This window comes from uncultured Thomasclavelia sp. (assembly GCF_944324745.1).
Lineage (GTDB): Bacteria > Bacillota_I > Bacilli_A > Erysipelotrichales > Coprobacillaceae > Thomasclavelia.
Genome location: NZ_CALUXO010000046.1, coordinates 14566 through 33241, shown reverse-complemented (window position 1 = coordinate 33241; position 18676 = coordinate 14566). Strand labels below are relative to the sequence as shown.

Below are 18676 nucleotides of genomic sequence, written 5' to 3'. Positions count from 1 at the left end.
GGTGATAAATTGGCACGAGTTAAATATTCCAGTGAAGAAGTTGAATTATTAGCCCGGTTGATTCAGTCAGAAGCCCTTGGCGAAGGAGAACAAGGAATGCTTTTAGTTGGAAATGTTGTTATCAATCGTGTGGTAGCCAATTGTGATGTTTTTAGAAATACCCGGACGATCACTGAAGTTATCTATCAAAAAAATGCTTTTTCCGGTGTTGGAACCCCATTATTCAACGAACCAGTTACTTCCCTTGTACGAAATTTAGCTTTGCGTTGCATCAACGGCTATCGAAATGAACCAGCCACTAATGCCTTATGGTTTAAAAACCCTGGCTCAGATGTAGCTTGTCCCCAAACTTTCTATGGCAATCTTTCAGGGCGATATAAACAACATTGTTTCTATAACCCTGGCTTAAACTTAAACTGTGATTTATAAAAAATAAAGGAGAATTTTATACATGAATTATTTCAACGATTTAAACCCATATTTAGTCCGTCAAGATGAAAATACTACAACCAATGAAGACGGTACTATTAACACTCCAAGTAACCAAACTACCCCAGGAAGCAATACTACATTAACTCCGGCTCCAGTTATTGATCAGGCTTATATCGAAAATATCCTCCGACTAAACGTTGGCAAACTAGGTAGTTTTTATTTTACGTATTCTAGCAGTAATGAATGGCGCGATAAAGTATATAAAGGAGTAATCGAACAAGCCGGACGTGATCATTTTATCATTCATGATCCTAAAAATGATAAACGTTATTTATTACAACTAGTCTATTTAACTTGGGCTGAGTTTGATGAACCCCTCAATTATCAACATCCTTATCAATAATGGACCTCTAAAAAAACTTTAGAGGTCCATTTTTAATAAAAAAGGAACGACTAATAATAGTCAATTCCCATATTTACAAATAACTAACTATATCAATTATCATTTTTTGATGTTAATAAATATTTACGAACCGCACTTATAAAATGCAAAGAGCCAGTTACAATAATATTTTGATATTTGTCCTGATTTGCTTTTAAAATAATTTTAAAATCCGGAGCCCGGGACGTTGAACGTTCATCTTGAAAACTTGCTTCAATTAAATCAAAACCAGCTAATAATCCTTTCATCAATTTGATATCTTTATCTTTTAAGGCGCTAAAAACAATTAGAACATCAGAAATTTTTTGATCATTAATAGTTTTGATCAAAGCTTTGATCCCGTCAATATTATGGGCACCATCTAAATAAATATTTCCAAATTTTTCAAAACGACCCGGCCAATGAGCTTTATTTAAAGCCTGCTGGATTAATTTAGGATCAACAGCAATTAAATCATTAGCTATATTAATTGCCAAAGTAGCATTAGATACTTGATAGCTTGCACAATTTTTTAATGTATATCGATGATTTAAACAAGTAAAATGATATGGATAGCTATAATCACAATCAATTTTTACTGGCTTTAGCTGACTGTTACAAACTTGACATTGCGATTTAAAAATATCAATCAACTTACAATTAGTTTCGGTCGTATAACAGATTTGATTTTTCTTAATAATACCAGCTTTATGTCTTGCAATTTCTTCTAACGTATTTCCTAACATAAACTGATGATCATAACCAATATTAGTAATCACACTACAATAACTATCAATGATATTAGTCTTGTCATTTAACCCCCCGATTCCCGTTTCTATAATTCGAAAATCTAAATCATTATCATTAAAATATTTAAGCATTATCAATGTATCAATCTCAAACATTGATAATTGTTCCTGTTCAATTATAGGTATCAGTTCGTTAATAATTGATAATAACTCGTCATCACTGATCATTTGTCCATTAATACATATGCGATCATTATGACAAATAATATAAGGTGAGGTAAAAGTTCCGACTTGATAACCATGTGCCATTAAAATTTCTTTTAAATAATTAGTAGTAGAACCTTTACCGTTGGTTCCCGCTATATGAATCATCTTTTTTTGTTGATAATTAAAGCCATATTTTATAACTGTAGCTTTAAATTGTTCCAAAGTTCTTTTAGTTCGCTTTGATTCAATATAACTTAATGCCCTGTTAATATCATTAAATGTCTTCAATTTGCCAATCGATTGGTGCAATACCATGCTCTTTTAAAAACTGATTAGCTTTGCTAAATGGTCGCGAACCAAAGAAACCACGGCTGGCTGAAAGTGGCGATGGATGAGCACTTTCAAGAACTAAATGTCTCGAAGTATCAATATATTGTTTTTTAGCCCGGGCATTATTCCCCCATAAAATAAACACTAATGGCTTTTCTCTTTCGTTTAAAGCTTTTACAATATTTAAAGTAAAGATTTCCCAGCCTTTTCCCGCATGACTGTTAGCTCTTCCTTGTTCAACTGTTAAAACATTATTTAAAAGTAACACCCCTTGTTTAGCCCATTTTGTTAGGTCACCATGATTAGGAATCTTCATTCCCAAATCATTATGCAATTCTTTATAAATATTAACTAAACTAGGTGGAATTCGAACACCGGGATAAACACTAAAGGCCAAACCATTAGCCTGGTGCAGTTCATGATATGGATCCTGACCCAGGATAACAACTTTAACATCCTCATAATCACATAGATTCAAAGCTCGAAAAATATTTTGTTTTGGCGGAAAAATTGTTTTATGTTCATACTCATTTTCGACAAAATCATGTAATCGGCGATAATAATCTTTTTGAAACTCAGCCTCTGCAATCTCTTTAAATCTCATTGAAAATAAACCTCTCAATCAATTCAGCCACTACACCTTCATTATTATCTGCTTTTGTAGTATAATCACAGGCCGCTTTAACATCAGCAACTGCATTATTAGCCGCAACTGATAATCCCGCCACTTTTAACATTGCCATATCATTATAATTATCTCCTACGGCAATTGTATCTTCGATTGGAATATTTAATTTATTCGCTAAATCAATTAATCCTTGACCTTTATCTACTCCTAAAGCATTAAATTCCATATAACGGTTAGATGAATAACTAACTGCACAACAACCATCAGTAATTGGTTTTAACCCTTCTTCAAGACTCATCAAATATGGAACATCAATATTTTGATACAATATTTTAGAAATAGACGTATCTTTTAGAAAATCCACACTATTTTCTTTAGGATAAATAACTTCTAATTTTTGTTCAATCAGTCTTTGCCGTTCTGATTCACTTAAATTAAATACATATAAGTGTTCTGGTGTATAAACATGAATACAAACATCAAAATTTAAACCTGCTTCAAATATTTCTTTCATTTTTGCAAACTCTAAGCCTTTAAATTCAATTAGCCGATTGCCTTTATTTTCACTAAGTGCACCACCATTAAATGAAATTACATATTCTTCTGGCAAATCGATTAATTGTAATTCTTTTAACTCCGGTTGAATTTGCATAAATCCTCGTCCTGTCGCAGGTACAAATTTAACCCCATATTCCCTTCTCGCTTTTTGAATTGCCGCAACATTGCGACTACCAACATGATGCTGGTCGTTTAATAAAGTTTCATCTAAATCACAGGCAATTAATTTATAACCCATTTTCATTATCCTCCAATATAAATTTTTCAATCACTTCTTTTACAGCACCTTGATCATAATCAGCTTTTGTGACATATTGAGCTATTTCCTTAATGTCATCTTCACCACAGGCAACACATACTCCCAGCTTTGCTTCCTTGATCATCGCAACATCATTATAATTATCGCCAATAGCAATAGTTTGATCTATATCAATCTTTAAATAATTAGCCAGCCAGCGAAGTCCAAATCCTTTATTTACACCATTAGCATTAAACTCTAAATACCGATTTGACGAAAAACTGGCTGTCGCTTTACCTACAATATCAGCTTTTAAATCAGCTTCAATCTGCTTTAAATAAGCCATATCACGACGTTCAAATAAAATCTTAGCAATCTTTTCATCTTTTAAATTATCCATATTATACTCATCAACCACTTTAAACGGTGCTTTTTGATCAGTTTTTCGTTGGATCTCATCTGGATCGGCATTATAGATATAACACATATCAACAGTAAAGATCAAAACACAAACATCGTATTGCCGTGCTTTTTCAAATAACATTTTAGTAACTTCAAAAGAAAGACCTTTAAAATTTAAGATACGCCCATTTTTATTTTCTACAATCAACCCACCATTAAAACAAATCGAATACTCATCAGCCAAATCATAAGTTCCAATTTCTTTTAAGATTTCTGGAATCATATTGAATGCCCGGCCTGTTGCAGGTACAAATTTCACTCCTTTTTTGCGAGCTTTTTTGATAGCAGCAACATTAAATTCGGGGACATGATGATTTACCAGTAATGTTTCATCTAAATCCGATAACATTAATTTATATTTCATAATAGCTGTCCTTTCTGCATTTTTTACTAATCGTATCATAACACAAAAAAAGCTATTCTTTAATCATTTTCACTTTTTAAAATTATTTAATAAGATTTATACTTGTAGATAATTGACAATTTTGTAATTATCACTAAAATATAGTTTGAATTCAAATTATATTAGGAGGGTTTATGTTAGAAAAACAATTGCACTTTTTACTATTACGATGTTTTAATTACAGCAATCGTCTAGTTACTCAAGAAATTAAAAAATTAAATTTATTACCTGGTCAGCCTAAGATTCTTGAGTGTCTCAATCAATATGATGGTTTAACACCTAAAGAAATCGGACAATACTGTGTTATTGATAAATCGACAATTACATCTTTGCTTCACAAAATGGAACAACAGCAACTAATTTTAAAAAAATCTCAAGCTCGTGATAAACGTTCTATTAAAATTTATCTAACCCCAAAAGGAAAGCAAAAAACCCAGGAAATTGCGACAATCGGTCAAAATGTTGATAATTTCTTAACTGCTAATCTTTCTAATGAGCAACAACAAGAATTAATAACTCTACTACAACAAATTATTTCAACATGTCAGGAGGATCAAGTATGATTAAATGGCTACAACGATATTTCTTTTTTATTCTCGGTTTAATAATCAATTCTTTTGGAATTTCTTTGATTACCAAAAGTGCCTTAGGAACTTCACCAATTTCTAGTGTTCCTTATGTTTTTAGTCTATTTTTTACAAAAATCAGCTTTGGATTATTTACATTTATTTTAAATATGATTTTTATTATCATACAGATTATCATTTTAAAAAAAGATTTTCATCCGATTCAATTTCTTCAAATTCTTGCAAATATTATTTTTAGTTTCTTTATTGATATTACAATGGGACTTCTAAGCGGTTTAGTCCTAGATTCAATCATGTTAAAACTTATCAGCTTGTTAATAGGATGTACTATTCTAGCCCTAGGAATCTGTATTGAAGTTAGTCCTAATGTGATTGTAGTTCCTGGTGAAGGAATCGTTCGCGCTATTTCTACTGCTTACAATAAAAACTTTGGTAAAATTAAAATATATTTTGATGTCACATTAATTTTAATTTCATTTTGTGCTTCTTTACTTTTTTTCCATTCATTACAAGGAATTGGAATTGGAACGGTTATTTCAGCTGTACTTGTTGGTAGAATCGTTACATTGATCAATCGTTATTTTCCATTAATCAAATATATTGAAAATTTAGCTAAATAAAAAAGCACCTCAGTGCTTTTTTATTGGCGATAAAACAAATCCATGAAGATTGGCACCCGCTTGCGCCACTCACTTTCATTATGAACTGCCTCTTCAAAGAATTCCACATGAACTTTATCACATTTCTTGATCAATTCTTCATAAATAATATCATTGCTTTCATAATAAATACGGCTAATTTCTTCATCGCCATTACCTTCATTACCACCTAAATCTAAATAAAAACATTCAACTGGACTCATGTCACTTTTATGAATCAGATCAATGAATTCATCTACATAAAACCAGTACGCAGTTGAAAGTGACGCAGTCTTTTTAAAAACATCAGCATATTTAATTCCAGCATAGCTGGTAATTATACCACCCATAGAACTTCCAACCATCGCACAATCATCGACAATCGTAGGAAAATGACGATCAATATACGGTTTCAACTGTTTAATAATAAAACGTAAATACTTATCACCTTCGCCACCAATCTGTAAACTATCATCACCGTATTCCATTTTTAAAACTTCTTTTCCAATTGGCCAGGGACCATATTCATCTTCTCGTTTATTAGGATTAAAATTACATGGAATTGCAACCATGATAATATCTAAATTAGTTTCTTTGACATAATCGTAGAAACCCCAACTGATGCCCATATATGATTCTTCATCAAAAAAAGCATTTTGACCATCATTTATATATAACACCGGGTAGCGTTTATTACTAGTCTGATAATCATCTGGCACATAAATAGTAATATGACGACGTCGACGCAATGATCGCATATAAATACTCTTTTTAATAAACATTTTTTACCCCCTAAAACACAAAAATAAGCACAAAGTGCTTATTCTACTCCTGGAATAATTGAAACTTGTTCCCCTTCACGCGAAAAAATATAATTTTCTCTTGCATATCTGGCAACATAGTCATCATCATTCAACAATTCCACTTCATTTTGTAATTCTTCTCTTTCTTTTTCAACAGCAGCTTTTTGCTTTTCTAAAACTGCAATATCATCTTGTCGTTGAAGAACATTCATAGCACTGCTAAATAAGACAATCATTAAAGCACAACCAATTACCATATATGATATACCTTTTACTAATTTAATCATTTTTCTTTTTTTAGCCATCTAATCACCTTCTTCATGTGCCCTATTATAGCATTAATTTTTCTAAAAATGAATATAATTGGGGATAAAATATATTTTAATCCTTTAATTACAGCTTCAATTACCACAATCAAATAATAATTATAATAGTTAAGATATAAAACATAACCAGCTAATAAACTGATAATAAAATAAAATCTAATAACTCCATTGTTGATCATTAACAAACCAAAATAATAGCAACACCCAAAAGCAACACCAATAACCAGCTGTAGAATATATCTAAATATACTCTTGTGGTATTTATAAAACAAAGAGTTGATAAAACTATAAACAAAAGTAAAGAGAAAGCCAAATACCAGTGAATAGCTAATCCCTTGTAATTGCTTGATTAAATCCATTATTTAAGTAGCTTATTAAAAACACTCTCTTTACTTTTAGAACTCTTTTTATTCGATACATAAGAAATCGAATCAATATTTCCTTTAATACTTACTTCACTTTTTTCTTGATCTAACCGAGTCAATGATAACTCAGTTCCAGTAATATTTAAAAAACCTAATGAAGTTTCAATTAAAAATTCTAAAGAATCAAAACTTTCAATATTCTTCACTCCCGTCAATTCAATATTTTTTCGATCTTTTAAATAAACATTATGATAAGGAGTATGCTCAAAGCGAATATTATTATTGTCCATAAAATTACCTCCACTAATAAATATGCAAATAGAGATAACTTAGAACTCTAGATTTGTTCAATATCTTTATGACGATATTGATACAAAGCTTTTGTCTCAATTTCCTTAGTAAATGCCGCCTTTCCCTGACTGTATTTTTTTATATTTCGAGGATATTTCTTCGCCAATTTCACTTTTAAATCTTCATATTCTTTAGCTACATCAGGATGATCCTTTAAATAATCATAAAAAGCTATTAGCGCTTCAATTCGATCTCGATTATTGGCGTCATAAGCATGAACATGAACGGAATTATCTTCTTTCATAAAAAATCTTCTACCCTTAATTCCATCCTCTTTTAAACACAGATATCCAGCCTCTTTAAACTTATCATCTAAATCATCCAAAGCGCTTACATCCTTGACAAAAACTAAAATATCAATAATTGGCTTAGCTTTTAAACCAGGTACCGCGGTCGATCCAATATGGGTAATGGTGATTAACTCACCAGCAAGAATATTTCTAATAATGTTTGCCTCATAAACATATTTACGTGGCCAATTTTCATCATAGTCTACAACTTCAACTTTATCCAATTTCTATCACCGCCTTTATCTAATTGTACTAGATTTATTGATATTAACACAAGATAGAGATTCAATTTTTTTCACTTTATGTAATTTTTCGCGCTATTTGTCCCATATCTAACCAGCTAAATATAAATAAGCATAAAAAAAGATATCTGGCTAGGCCAAATATCTAAATATTTTTTAAAAATGAACAATAAGCTAAATACGCTTCATAAACATCTACTTTGCTGACAACTTCCATTGGTGCATGCATATTTAAGACAGCAACACCAGCATCGATAACATTCATGTTATAGTTACCTAAAATATAAGCGATCGTTCCCCCACCGCCTTGGTCTACTTTTCCTAATTCAGCAGTTTGATAATAAACATTATCATCGTCTAAAACTTTTCTAATTTCAGCCATGTATTCACCATTAGCATCATTAGACCCGCTTTTACCACGAGAACCAGTATATTTATTAAAGACAATTCCCTTACCTAAGTAAGCTGCATTTTTCTTATCATTGACACTTAAATATAATGGATCAACACCAGCACTAACATCACTAGATAACATTTTAGAATTAGCCATTGCCTGTCTAGTTTTAACAAAACTGTCGATTCCTTGTTTTTCTAACAATAAGGCAACTGTGTTTTCAAAAAATAATGAATGCGCACCAGTAGCTCCAACGCTACCAATTTCTTCTTTATCAACTAAAATACAGCAGCTAGTATATTCAGGATCGTTCATTTGTAAGATTGCTTTTAATGAAGTAAAAGCACAAACGCGATCATCATGACCATACCCAGCCACCATACTACGATCCATTCCATAATCGCGAGCTTTACCGCTAGGTACAACTTCAATTTCAGCACTTAAGAAATCTTCTTCATCAAAATTATATTTTTCTTTTAAAATTCTTAAAACATTAGCTTTAACCGTATCTTTTTCACCATCTTTTAATGGCATGCTGCCAACTGTAACATCTAAATCTTCACCTTCAATTACTTTGGCAGCATCTTTTTTCAATTGATCGGCAGATAAATGAATCAATAAATCAGAGATTCCCACTACTGGATCATTTTCATCTTCACCAATATTAACATCAATTACTGTTCCATCTTTTTTAGCTACAATTCCAATTAATGAAAGGGGAATCGTTACCCATTGATATTTTTTTACCCCACCATAATAATGAGTATCTAATAACGCAAACCCTTCACTTTCATATAATGGATTTTGTTTTAGATCCATTCTTGGTGAATCAATATGCGCTCCTAAAATACGCATTCCTTTTTCTAAAGGTTGTTTCCCCATTACAAATAAAGCAATATTTTTATTCATATTATTAACATATACTTTATCTCCAGGTTTTAACTCATCATATTCACTTAATTCTTTAAATCCTTGTTCCTTAGCTAAACTGATACTTTGTTTAACACATAATCTCTCTGTTTTACCATTAGTAATAAATCTTTTATATTCTTCATTAAAAGCCATGATTTCTTCTATTTGCTTATCATCATACTTTTCCCATGCAACTTTTGCGTACATATAATTCCTCCTTTTACTATATAATATAGTATACCTTTTTTTATTTACTTACAAACAATTTAATAAAAATAAAGATATCTAGTTGCCTAGATATCTCGATTAATTCTTTCTTCTTTAATAATTTCATATAGCATCGTACTATCTTCTTTTAAAACATGCTCTCTTAGTTCTTTTACTTCAACCGTTAACAAAGACCGACCAAACTCAATTTCTATCTCATCACCGACTTTTAATCGGGTACTAGGTTTAGCCACTTTACCATTAACTTTAACACGAGAGCTCTCACTAATTTCTTTAGAAAGTGTTCGACGCTTAATAATTCTAGATACTTTTAAAAATTTATCTAATCTCATATTTAATTACTCATTACTGCAGTAATAGCTGGAACTACTTGTTTTTTACGAGAAATAACTCCCTCTAAAGTAGCTTGACTTTCATTTAATTTGATATTAAATGCCTGTTCAACCAAATAAGCCTTTGGTCCTGCGGCAAAAATTTCACTATTAGCATTGATAACATCAGTTAATAGCAATAAGACAAAGTCTAAATTATTATCTTGGGCAAATTGATTCATATAATCTAACATGTCAGCTTTATATGAAGCAAAACCATCGATATCCATCGTATTGACTTGTCCAACACCTACAGTTCCATTTTCAAATGGGAACTTTTTAAAATCTTGGTTAAAGATTTCTTCAACAGTCTTACCAGCTAATGATGTACCGGCTTTAAACATATCCATAGCAAATTCTTGAATTTGCACATCAGCAATTTTAGATAGTTTACGAGCCATCTTAGTATCTACTGGCGTACATGTAGGTGATTTGAATAATAATGTGTCTGATAAAATAGCTCCTAATAAAATACCAGCAATTGATTTTGGTATTTCAACATCTAATTCATCAAAGATTTTAGTAATGATCGTTGCTGTTGAACCAAGTGGTTCCCCTCTAAATAATAAAGGTCCAACTGTCTGGATATCAGCAACACGGTGATGATCAACAATTTCCAATATATCGGCTTCTTCAATTCCAGGAATTGATTGACCACGTTCGTTGTGATCAACTAAGATAACTTTTTTTCTTAATCCTTTTAATAATGCAAAACGAGAGATACTACCAACACAACGATTGTTTAAATCAAGTACTGGATAGCTTCTAAAACGAGTTTCACTCATCACTTCTTTAACATGATCTAATGTATCATCGGTAGTAAAAGTTTTTAAATTGCCTTTTTGCATAATATGTTCTACCGGTATTGCCTGAATAATTTGTTGTGAAGTTAAATAAGTATTAAATGGTGTCGAAATAACACTGATTCCTTTTTCTTTCAACAAATCAAGCATTTCTGGTTCTAATTCAAGTGATCCAGTTAAAATAATCAAGGAAACTTGAGCTTCAATCAATGATTTAACTGCATCATCCCGGTCACCACCAACGATAACGATATCACCTGGTTTAATCCGTTTTTTAGCTTCTTCACCACGCATTGCGGCAATATGTAAATTACCATTAATTGTCTTCAAATTACTATTTAAATATAAAATTGAAGCTTCTAATGTATCAATTACATTTTCAATTGGAGTATGCGCATCTTTTAATAAGCTGCTATCCCATTTTTCCATAAATCCTTCAACAATATTAGATGTTGAAAGTAAACCTAATAATTGACCATGATCATCTAATATTGGTGCTGATTTAAGATTTTGCTGTTTCATTAAATCCCATGCTGTTTTTAATGTTAGTTCTTTAGAAAAAACTGTCACTTTATCATAATTTAAATCTTCCACTTTTTGTTTTACTGTTTTTAATAACATCGGAATTTCGATATCAAATCTTTTTAAAACATATTCAGTTTCCCGATTGATTTCCCCTAATCTGACTGGAACAGCATTATAACGATTAATTGCTTTTAATAAATACGAATAAGCAATCGCTGAACATATACTATCAGTATCAGGATTTTTATGTCCGCTTACATATACTACCTCGTTCATCTTTTCCTCCTATTTTTCCATTTTTTTCAAATAACGATATACTGTTGGTTCTGAAACAGCTAATTTTTCAGCTACTAAAACGATGGCACCTTTTACTTTAAATGTTCCCTTTTCCTGTAAATATTTTACAACTTTGATTTTTTCATCTACATTCAAACGTTCTGCTAGAAAATAGCTTGGGAATCCCATTTTTTCAAGACATTCTTTAATATACATATCAATCATTTCGTCTAATGGCGAAGATAAAATTTCTACCGGATTATCCATTTTAAATTCAATATCTTTTTCATCTTTGATTCCTAAAATTTTCTTAATCGTTGATGTTAAATATTCAAAATCGGAAATATTAACATTAATACACAACATACCGACTGGCATTTCCTTACCTTCTTCTTTGATAAAGTATGTGGCAGCACGCATTAACTTACCATCTGGTCCAGTAGTTTTATAATTAATTACATAATCATGATCTAAATATTGTTTTTCTTCAAGATAATGTAATGACAAATTCGATAATTTAGCACCTATTTCTCTTCCAGAGTTATGATTATTGATAATCGCAACAATCTCTTGATCTTTGGAAGTTAAATCATGCAAAGCAATTTCAATATTATCACCTAATGCCTTCCCTAAAAATTCAACCAGCGCTGCATATGGTTCTAAATATTTATACATATCTATTATCACTCCTTTATGCCAATTATACACGAAATGAGAAAAAAATAATAGCATTTTTATCATGATAATAAATACTACAACAAATCATAATTTTTTTATCACAAAGATAAACAAATGATTGATTATAGTTCTTTTCCTAATTGATAAGCCTGATTTAAAAAGCGGTCAAAATTCTCGCGACGATTTGGATAATCACGAGACATTCGATCAAAAACAATCATTTCTTTTTCTTTAGCACGATTACTAATACGATCTTCTAACATTACCGTCTTCATCGCTACAACTTGCCTTTGCCGTAATTCTTCGTGTAAATCACCACCCATGGTTACTAGAAATAACACTTTTTCCAATTGTTTCATCGTTGCTTTATCTCCATAAGCAAATCCATAAGTCCAGACCCGTTGAAACCAGCCCACTAATTTAGCTGGTGCTTCAGTCCAGAAAACTGGATAAATAAACACTAAAACATTGGATTGATTTATTTTTTCCTGCATTTTAATAACATCTTTAGCTATTGGTAAACTATCATTATAAAATGCTTCACGCATGTATTCTTCTTCACTAAAGGTTTCATGGAAATTTTCCTGATATAAATCAATTAATTCATATTGATGATTTCCGTCTTGCAATCCTTTAATAAATGCATCCTTAACAGCAGCAGTAAAACTATTAGCACTAGGATGACAATAGATTATTAATACTTGCACTCCGACTCCTCCTTACAGTTAGTTACCTATAACTAATTGTAACATAATATTATCATTAGATGTTAATAATTAAAAAATCAACTCTAATTATTTAGAGTTGATCATTTATTTTATAACTTTGATAAATATTCATCCATCGCTTTTGCTGCCGTTTTACCAGCACCCATAGCTAGAATTACTGTTGCCGCACCAGTTACTGCATCACCACCAGCGAAGACACCTTCTTTGCTAGTTTTCATTGTATCTTCATCAACAATGATACCACCCCATTTTTGAGTTTCTAGACCTGGAGTAGTTTGTCTAATTAATGGATTTGGACTTTGACCAATGGCAACGATAACCGTTCCAGTTTCAATAACAAAGTTAGAACCTTCGATCACAACTGGACGTCTTCTTCCAGAATCATCTGGTTCTCCAAGTTCCATTTGTACACATTCCATTGACTTAACCCATCCATCTTCTCCTTCGATTTTAACTGGATTCGTCAATAATTTAAAGATGATACCTTCTTCTTTAGCATGATGTACTTCTTCAGCACGAGCTGGAATTTCATCAACACCACGACGGTAAACAATATAAACATTTTTAGCACCTAAACGTTTAGCAGTTCTAGCAGCATCCATCGCTACGTTACCAGCCCCAATAACACAAACAGTATCGCTAATTTTAACTGGTGTTGGATGTTCTGGGAATTGATAACCTTTCATTAAGTTAACACGTGTTAAAAATTCATTAGCTGCATAAACACCGTTTAAATTTTCACCTGGAATATTTTGGAAACGAGGTAATCCTGCCCCACTACCAATGAAAATTCCTTGATATCCTTGTTCTTGTAATTCATCAATTGTAATTGATCTACCAACAACAACATTAGTTTCAAAATCAACACCTAAAGCAGCAACTGTATCTACTTCACGTTGTACTAAATCTTTTGGTAAACGGAATTCTGGGATTCCATATGAAAGAACCCCACCAGTTTTATGTAATGCTTCAAACACAGTTACTTTATAACCTTTTTTAGCCAATTCACCAGCACAGGTAATTCCAGCAGGTCCTGAACCAATAATAGCTACTTTTTTACCATTTGGTTTAATATTTAATTCAGCTGGTTTACCGTGAGCCATATGATAATCAGCTACGAATCTTTCAAGCCGACCGATTCCTACTGGTTCATTTTTTATTCCACGAACACATTTACCTTCACATTGATTTTCTTGAGGACAAACACGTCCACAAATAGCAGGTAAAGCATTTTCACTAGTAATAATGTTATAAGCTTCTTCGAAGTTTCCTTCAGCAACTTCTTTAATGAATTCAGGAATTGGTACTCCTACTGGACATCCATTTTTACATGGACTATTACGACAATGTAAACAACGAGTTGCTTCTTCCATTGCCATTTCTTTTGTATATCCTAAAGCAACTTCATCAAAGTTTTTATTTCTAACATTTGGTTCTTGTTCAGGCATTGGAACCTTTGTGGGTGACATATTTGGTTTTGCCATTATTTGACACCTCCCATTAAATTACACATCCGATTAGCTTTTTCATCCATCACATGTTCTTCTTCTTTAAAAATTCTTTGACGCATCATTAATTCATCAAAATCTACTTGTAATCCATCAAAATCAGGACCATCAACACAAGCAAATTTAACTTTTCCATCAACAGTTACTCGACAGCAACCGCACATTCCAGTACCATCGATCATAATTGGATTTAAAGATACTGAAGTTTTGATATTTAATGGTTTAGTTACACCAACAACTGCTTTCATCATTGGAACTGGTCCAATTGCGATAACTTCGTCAAAAGTTTCACCTTTATCTAATAAATCAGTTAAGACCGTAGTAACAAAACCTTTAGTACCCATTGATCCGTCGTCAGTAGCAATATAAACATTTTTACAAAATTCTTTGAATTTATCAGCCCATAAAACATATTGAGCTTCACGACCACCGATAATGACATCAACTTCAACTCCACGATTAGCTAATTCTCTAAGTTGTGGATATAGTGGCGCACTTCCAACACCACCAGCGACACCGATAACTTTTTTAACATCATGGAATTCAGTTGGTACTCCTAATGGACCAACGAAATCAGTTAATTCATCACCTTCATTTAATTTTGCCAATTGTTTTGTTGAATAGCCTACAATTTGATAAATGATAGTAATAGTTTCTTTTTCACGATCATAATCAGCAATCGTTAATGGAATTCTTTCACCATCTTCACCAACACGAAGAATAATGAATTGACCTGGTTCGCATTTTTTAGCGACATAAGGAGCATGAATTTCCATTAATTCGACTACATCGTTTAATACTTCTTTACGTACAATCTTATACATGCATTATTCCCCTACTTTCTCTTCACTTTTTTTATTATAACTTTGTTGAATAAAAGAAACAATGATTTTTAACGTTTTTATTTCATTAATAACTTATCATAAAGAAAAAAACATAATATCTCAAAAATTATTCTTTTATTCCTAGCCTAAAAATATTTTAACTAACAATTATCTAAAAGTACAATAGTTATAAAGCATTACAGTATAATTTATAGACATAGTAAAAACTGAGATATCTTAATACCTCAGTTTATTCCTAATTTAAATTTTTCTTTTCTTTAATCGAATTGCTAAAGCTATACCAATTATTGAAATCATCGCAATAGCTGAAGGAACTACTAATGATATCTGGTCTCCAGTTGAAACAGCTTTTTGAGAATCAGTCTTTGAATTATCCATCTCGACACTTCCCTTATCATCTGTATCTACTGTCTGATCTGGAACATTTTCATCGCCTGATGGTCCTGGATTTTCAGTAGTTTGATCTTTATGATAAGTATAAACTACTTGTTGTTCCTCTTTTTCAATGATTCCAGTTGCATTTTCAGGAGATATAATTAAACTGTACCCCTCAAACTGTTTAGCTTCGCTAGTATAAGTTGTTCCAACTTCATCTTCGATAATAATTGCATTACATAAATCATTATTATCTTCATCAACATATTTTACTATAACTTTTCCTTTATCACTAGTATATTCAATATTTTCATATTTGTGAATCAATTCTTCAATTTCGTTAACTGAATATAGTATTTTATTATTTTCTTTATTTAAAATTTCATTTAATTCATCGATATTTGCTTGTACTTCTAAATTATCTGTTTGGATATTTGCTAGCGCTATTTTTAACGAATTTACAATTGATTGATAATCAGATAAAGTATAGTTTTTAGCAACTTGATTGCCTAACAATGCTGATTTTGGTGACTCAACTGCATAAGCTAAGCGTTCAAATTCTTCATAACTAAAATCAGCAGCATACTCACTTCCCCAAGTTTTATAAGCAAAGCCAGCATAACGTGGAAATAAAGTACGTGATAAAATATATTCTGGAACATATCCATGTGCATCATCCCAAATTGGGAAGACTTGTCCTTGTACTAAATCGAGATTTTTTGTTAGTACTTCATCCACATGATAGAACGGATATCCAAAAGCACTACATGAATAAGTATATCTAGTAAAATTTTCATAAAGATTTTTTGGTGCTGGACGATCTAACTTATTTTGATCTTGTTGTGGCCATAAGTCGTGATAATTTGATGATGAACTAGACATTACATTATAACCTGCTTCTACTGCTTGAGAAGCTTTAATAGAACCATAAATGCCACCACCCCAAAAATCAATTACAATTCTTTCATCTAAATCAACAACACTATCAAATGAAAATAAATTATCATTCCATACCAATACTTTAATACCATTATCTAAAAATGGCTTAGCAGCTTCATTAAAAAATAATTTAAGAGCATCATTTTCATCGGCCGCTGAATTTTGAGTAACTTCTTGGGCCCAAGAAGCTAATTTTTGATCCCCTTCACTATTCCATCCTGATGTTTGGAAGTACTCATCACCACCAATGTGAATTGTTTTGGCATTAAATAAATCAGCAGCTTCCTGATAAATTGAATAAATATACTCTCTTACTTCTGGTTTTGAAAAATCTAAATTAGAACAATTATCAGTTATTTTCCATTCTTGATGATAATCAGCTTCTTGACCTGAATGTCCTGGAAAATCTACTTCTGGTATTACTTCAATATTAAATTTAGCAGCATAATTTACTAATTCGCTAATCTCGTCAGCTGTCCAAAAGCCACCTTTTCGATCAACTAATTCTGGTGCTACTTTTGAATCAAAACGAATTCCTTCATTATCTTTTAATCTTAACTGTAATACATTTTGTTTGTAATAAGCCATTTGCTCGACTTGCTTTTTCAACCAGTCAATAGAATAATAACGTCTTCCTGAATCTACTTGTAATCCACGAATATTTTGATCCGTATAGTCACTAACGACTCCACAATTAAGACTATCTCTTTGCACAAATGCTTGTAAAAGCGTCATAGAACCATTTTGAATTCCTTCAATATAATCGGAATATAGATTAACTGAGTTTTCATTAATATCAATTTGATACGCATCTTTTTCACATTCACGATCATTAACCAATTCATTTAATTCAAAAGTAACTGGCTGTTTAAATAATGTAATTCCTTTAGCCTCATCAAGACTATTAATTACATTGATACGGTAATCTTCAATAATTCCTTTAGCCTTCATCGACTCAGCCAAATACTCTGTTTTATTTTTAGAAAATTCATCTGTTGAAAACAGCTGATTTTTCTTAGTTAATTTAAAAATTCCAGTTGTCTGTTCAAAATTTTGAACTGGTGGGATAGTATTAGGAAAAGCACTCATTTTTGTATCATAATCAATAGTTTGTACCTCCTTTTCAACAGTTCCCACCTCTTCAATCTGAACATCATCAAAATAGAAAACACCTGCACCACTTTCGTTCCCTGTCCATTCAGTATAAGCAAATGCATATATTTGATTAGTTCTTGGTCCTGTAGTTATTGTATGCACATTAGTTTGCCATTCTGTACTCTTTTGCGAATTAGTTTTGATATCAGAAGCTAATTTCCATGGATAATCTTGAGAATAATCACCATCTACATCAAGTACTCCTGTTGACATTTTAACACCGGTTTCATTAAAATAATGGCTAGTTATTTTATAAGTTGTATTAGGTTTAACATTATTGATTATAACATTTACGCTTCCCTTACCATAATTATATGACCAGATAGGTACTTCATGTTCATTTTCTGGTTTATAATTACCAACTTTGATAGAATAATTTCCATCATAAGCTCTTTCATTTGTTCTTTCAGCTTTATATAACTGAATAGTATTTTTATCAATTTCGTTTTCAAAAGATGGATTTGCCATGTACTCATTACCAGTTGCATTAACATTTTGATTAAACATTCCAATTGTCATCATACTAGCAATTAAGGCAGCTATTAATTTTCTTTTTTTCATAACATTTTCCTTTTCCTATATTTTTATTATAAGCTGTAGTTTTTTTCATTTATCTTCTATTTATCCTCCTTTCTTTCCCTTTTCTAACTTTATTTTAAAATTTGCATATTATCGCTGCAACATACAAATTAGGTTTGATTTTTCACTTTTGATATAATTTTCAAATAATGAAAACACTTTTAAATTATGGTAATTTTGAAAAAATCATATTAAAAAAAGTAATTTATTTTACGTTTTTGTTTGACATTTTTTGAAATATAATGCCATAAGTAATATAATAAAAACAAAGAAGAATAATTTAGAGAGGTAAATCTATTAAATAATTATGGCGGGATTAATCTATAAACT

At 31.3% G+C, this 18676-nt stretch carries 21 protein-coding genes; 4 read left to right on the top strand and 17 right to left on the bottom strand.

The window, feature by feature from the left end; all coding sequences use genetic code 11:
- Positions 1–9: 9 nt before the first annotated feature.
- Together Q0K54_RS05450 and gerQ are read left to right on the top strand one after the other, a co-directional pair.
- Positions 10–429, top strand: a complete 420-nt coding sequence (locus tag Q0K54_RS05450) for a cell wall hydrolase (RefSeq protein ID WP_294578838.1) — start codon at positions 10–12, stop codon at positions 427–429.
- A 22-nt stretch (positions 430–451) separates the two neighbouring features.
- Positions 452–835: a spore coat protein GerQ gene (gerQ, locus tag Q0K54_RS05445; protein WP_294578837.1), complete on the top strand. Its 384-nt coding sequence runs from the start codon at positions 452–454 to the stop codon at positions 833–835.
- A 92-nt stretch (positions 836–927) separates the two neighbouring features.
- On the opposite strand, the gene Q0K54_RS05440 is transcribed toward gerQ, so the two are convergent.
- Genes Q0K54_RS05440 through Q0K54_RS05425 form a run of 4 tightly spaced genes read right to left on the bottom strand, consistent with a single transcriptional unit; the run spans position 928 to position 4389 of the window.
- The gene (locus Q0K54_RS05440) at positions 928–2097 is read right to left on the bottom strand and encodes a folylpolyglutamate synthase/dihydrofolate synthase family protein (protein ID WP_294578836.1); all 1170 of its coding nucleotides are present in this window, start codon (positions 2095–2097) and stop codon (positions 928–930) included.
- Positions 2084–2743, bottom strand: a complete 660-nt coding sequence (locus Q0K54_RS05435; RefSeq protein ID WP_294578835.1) for a uracil-DNA glycosylase — start codon at positions 2741–2743, stop codon at positions 2084–2086. The genes Q0K54_RS05440 and Q0K54_RS05435 overlap by 14 nt, the downstream gene beginning before the upstream one ends.
- Complete coding sequence (locus Q0K54_RS05430; protein WP_294578834.1) at positions 2733–3563, bottom strand: Cof-type HAD-IIB family hydrolase; 831 nt, start codon at positions 3561–3563, stop codon at positions 2733–2735. The genes Q0K54_RS05435 and Q0K54_RS05430 overlap by 11 nt, the downstream gene beginning before the upstream one ends.
- Positions 3553–4389, bottom strand: a complete 837-nt coding sequence (locus tag Q0K54_RS05425) for a Cof-type HAD-IIB family hydrolase (RefSeq protein ID WP_294578833.1) — start codon at positions 4387–4389, stop codon at positions 3553–3555. The genes Q0K54_RS05430 and Q0K54_RS05425 overlap by 11 nt, the downstream gene beginning before the upstream one ends.
- A 173-nt stretch (positions 4390–4562) precedes the next feature.
- On the opposite strand from Q0K54_RS05425, the gene Q0K54_RS05420 reads away from it, so the two are divergent.
- Together Q0K54_RS05420 and Q0K54_RS05415 are read left to right on the top strand one after the other, a co-directional pair.
- Positions 4563–4991, top strand: a complete 429-nt coding sequence (locus Q0K54_RS05420; protein WP_294578832.1) for a MarR family winged helix-turn-helix transcriptional regulator — start codon at positions 4563–4565, stop codon at positions 4989–4991.
- Positions 4988–5635, top strand: coding sequence for a YitT family protein (locus Q0K54_RS05415; RefSeq protein ID WP_294578831.1), 648 nt, complete (start codon positions 4988–4990; stop codon positions 5633–5635). Before Q0K54_RS05420 ends, Q0K54_RS05415 begins: the two co-directional genes overlap by 4 nt.
- A 20-nt stretch (positions 5636–5655) precedes the next feature.
- Here Q0K54_RS05415 and Q0K54_RS05410 read toward each other — a convergent pair whose 3' ends face one another.
- The 13 genes from Q0K54_RS05410 to Q0K54_RS05355 all read right to left on the bottom strand — a co-directional run bounded on the left by Q0K54_RS05410 (position 5656) and on the right by Q0K54_RS05355 (position 18328).
- A complete protein-coding gene (locus Q0K54_RS05410) occupies positions 5656–6435 on the bottom strand; it encodes an alpha/beta hydrolase (RefSeq protein ID WP_294578830.1) in 780 nt (259 codons plus the stop codon).
- Positions 6436–6473: 38 nt separating this feature from the next.
- Positions 6474–6761, bottom strand: coding sequence for a septum formation initiator family protein (locus Q0K54_RS05405; RefSeq protein ID WP_294578829.1), 288 nt, complete (start codon positions 6759–6761; stop codon positions 6474–6476).
- The gene (gene yabQ, locus Q0K54_RS13775; RefSeq protein ID WP_374011452.1) at positions 6740–7141 is read right to left on the bottom strand and encodes a spore cortex biosynthesis protein YabQ; all 402 of its coding nucleotides are present in this window, start codon (positions 7139–7141) and stop codon (positions 6740–6742) included. Before yabQ ends, Q0K54_RS05405 begins: the two co-directional genes overlap by 22 nt.
- Positions 7141–7437 (bottom strand): sporulation protein YabP, encoded by a 297-nt coding sequence (gene yabP / locus Q0K54_RS05400; protein WP_294578828.1) that lies wholly within the window; start codon positions 7435–7437, stop codon positions 7141–7143. The genes yabQ and yabP overlap by 1 nt, the downstream gene beginning before the upstream one ends.
- Positions 7438–7484: 47 nt before the next feature.
- The gene (locus Q0K54_RS05395) at positions 7485–8012 is read right to left on the bottom strand and encodes a GrpB family protein (RefSeq protein WP_294578827.1); all 528 of its coding nucleotides are present in this window, start codon (positions 8010–8012) and stop codon (positions 7485–7487) included.
- A 163-nt stretch (positions 8013–8175) separates the two neighbouring features.
- On the bottom strand, positions 8176–9543 hold the full coding sequence (locus tag Q0K54_RS05390; RefSeq protein WP_294578826.1) for an aminopeptidase: 1368 nt from the start codon (positions 9541–9543) through the stop codon (positions 8176–8178).
- A gap of 86 nt (positions 9544–9629) precedes the next feature.
- Positions 9630–9896: an RNA-binding S4 domain-containing protein gene (locus Q0K54_RS05385; protein ID WP_294578825.1), complete on the bottom strand. Its 267-nt coding sequence runs from the start codon at positions 9894–9896 to the stop codon at positions 9630–9632.
- Positions 9897–9898: 2 nt separating this feature from the next.
- Positions 9899–11539, bottom strand: coding sequence for a putative manganese-dependent inorganic diphosphatase (locus Q0K54_RS05380; protein ID WP_294578824.1), 1641 nt, complete (start codon positions 11537–11539; stop codon positions 9899–9901).
- Between the two features lie 9 nt (positions 11540–11548).
- Positions 11549–12214 (bottom strand): transcriptional regulator, encoded by a 666-nt coding sequence (locus Q0K54_RS05375; RefSeq protein WP_294578823.1) that lies wholly within the window; start codon positions 12212–12214, stop codon positions 11549–11551.
- 125 nt (positions 12215–12339) lie between these two features.
- The gene (locus Q0K54_RS05370) at positions 12340–12924 is read right to left on the bottom strand and encodes an NAD(P)H-dependent oxidoreductase (RefSeq protein WP_294578822.1); all 585 of its coding nucleotides are present in this window, start codon (positions 12922–12924) and stop codon (positions 12340–12342) included.
- 110 nt (positions 12925–13034) lie between these two features.
- Positions 13035–14429 carry an NADPH-dependent glutamate synthase gene (gltA, locus tag Q0K54_RS05365; protein ID WP_294578821.1) on the bottom strand — a complete coding sequence of 465 codons (1395 nt, stop codon included), beginning with the start codon at positions 14427–14429 and terminating at the stop codon, positions 13035–13037.
- Positions 14429–15277: a sulfide/dihydroorotate dehydrogenase-like FAD/NAD-binding protein gene (locus tag Q0K54_RS05360; protein ID WP_294578820.1), complete on the bottom strand. Its 849-nt coding sequence runs from the start codon at positions 15275–15277 to the stop codon at positions 14429–14431. Before Q0K54_RS05360 ends, gltA begins: the two co-directional genes overlap by 1 nt.
- A gap of 261 nt (positions 15278–15538) precedes the next feature.
- Positions 15539–18328 carry a family 20 glycosylhydrolase gene (locus Q0K54_RS05355; protein ID WP_294578819.1) on the bottom strand — a complete coding sequence of 930 codons (2790 nt, stop codon included), beginning with the start codon at positions 18326–18328 and terminating at the stop codon, positions 15539–15541.
- Positions 18329–18676: the final 348 nt, after the last annotated feature.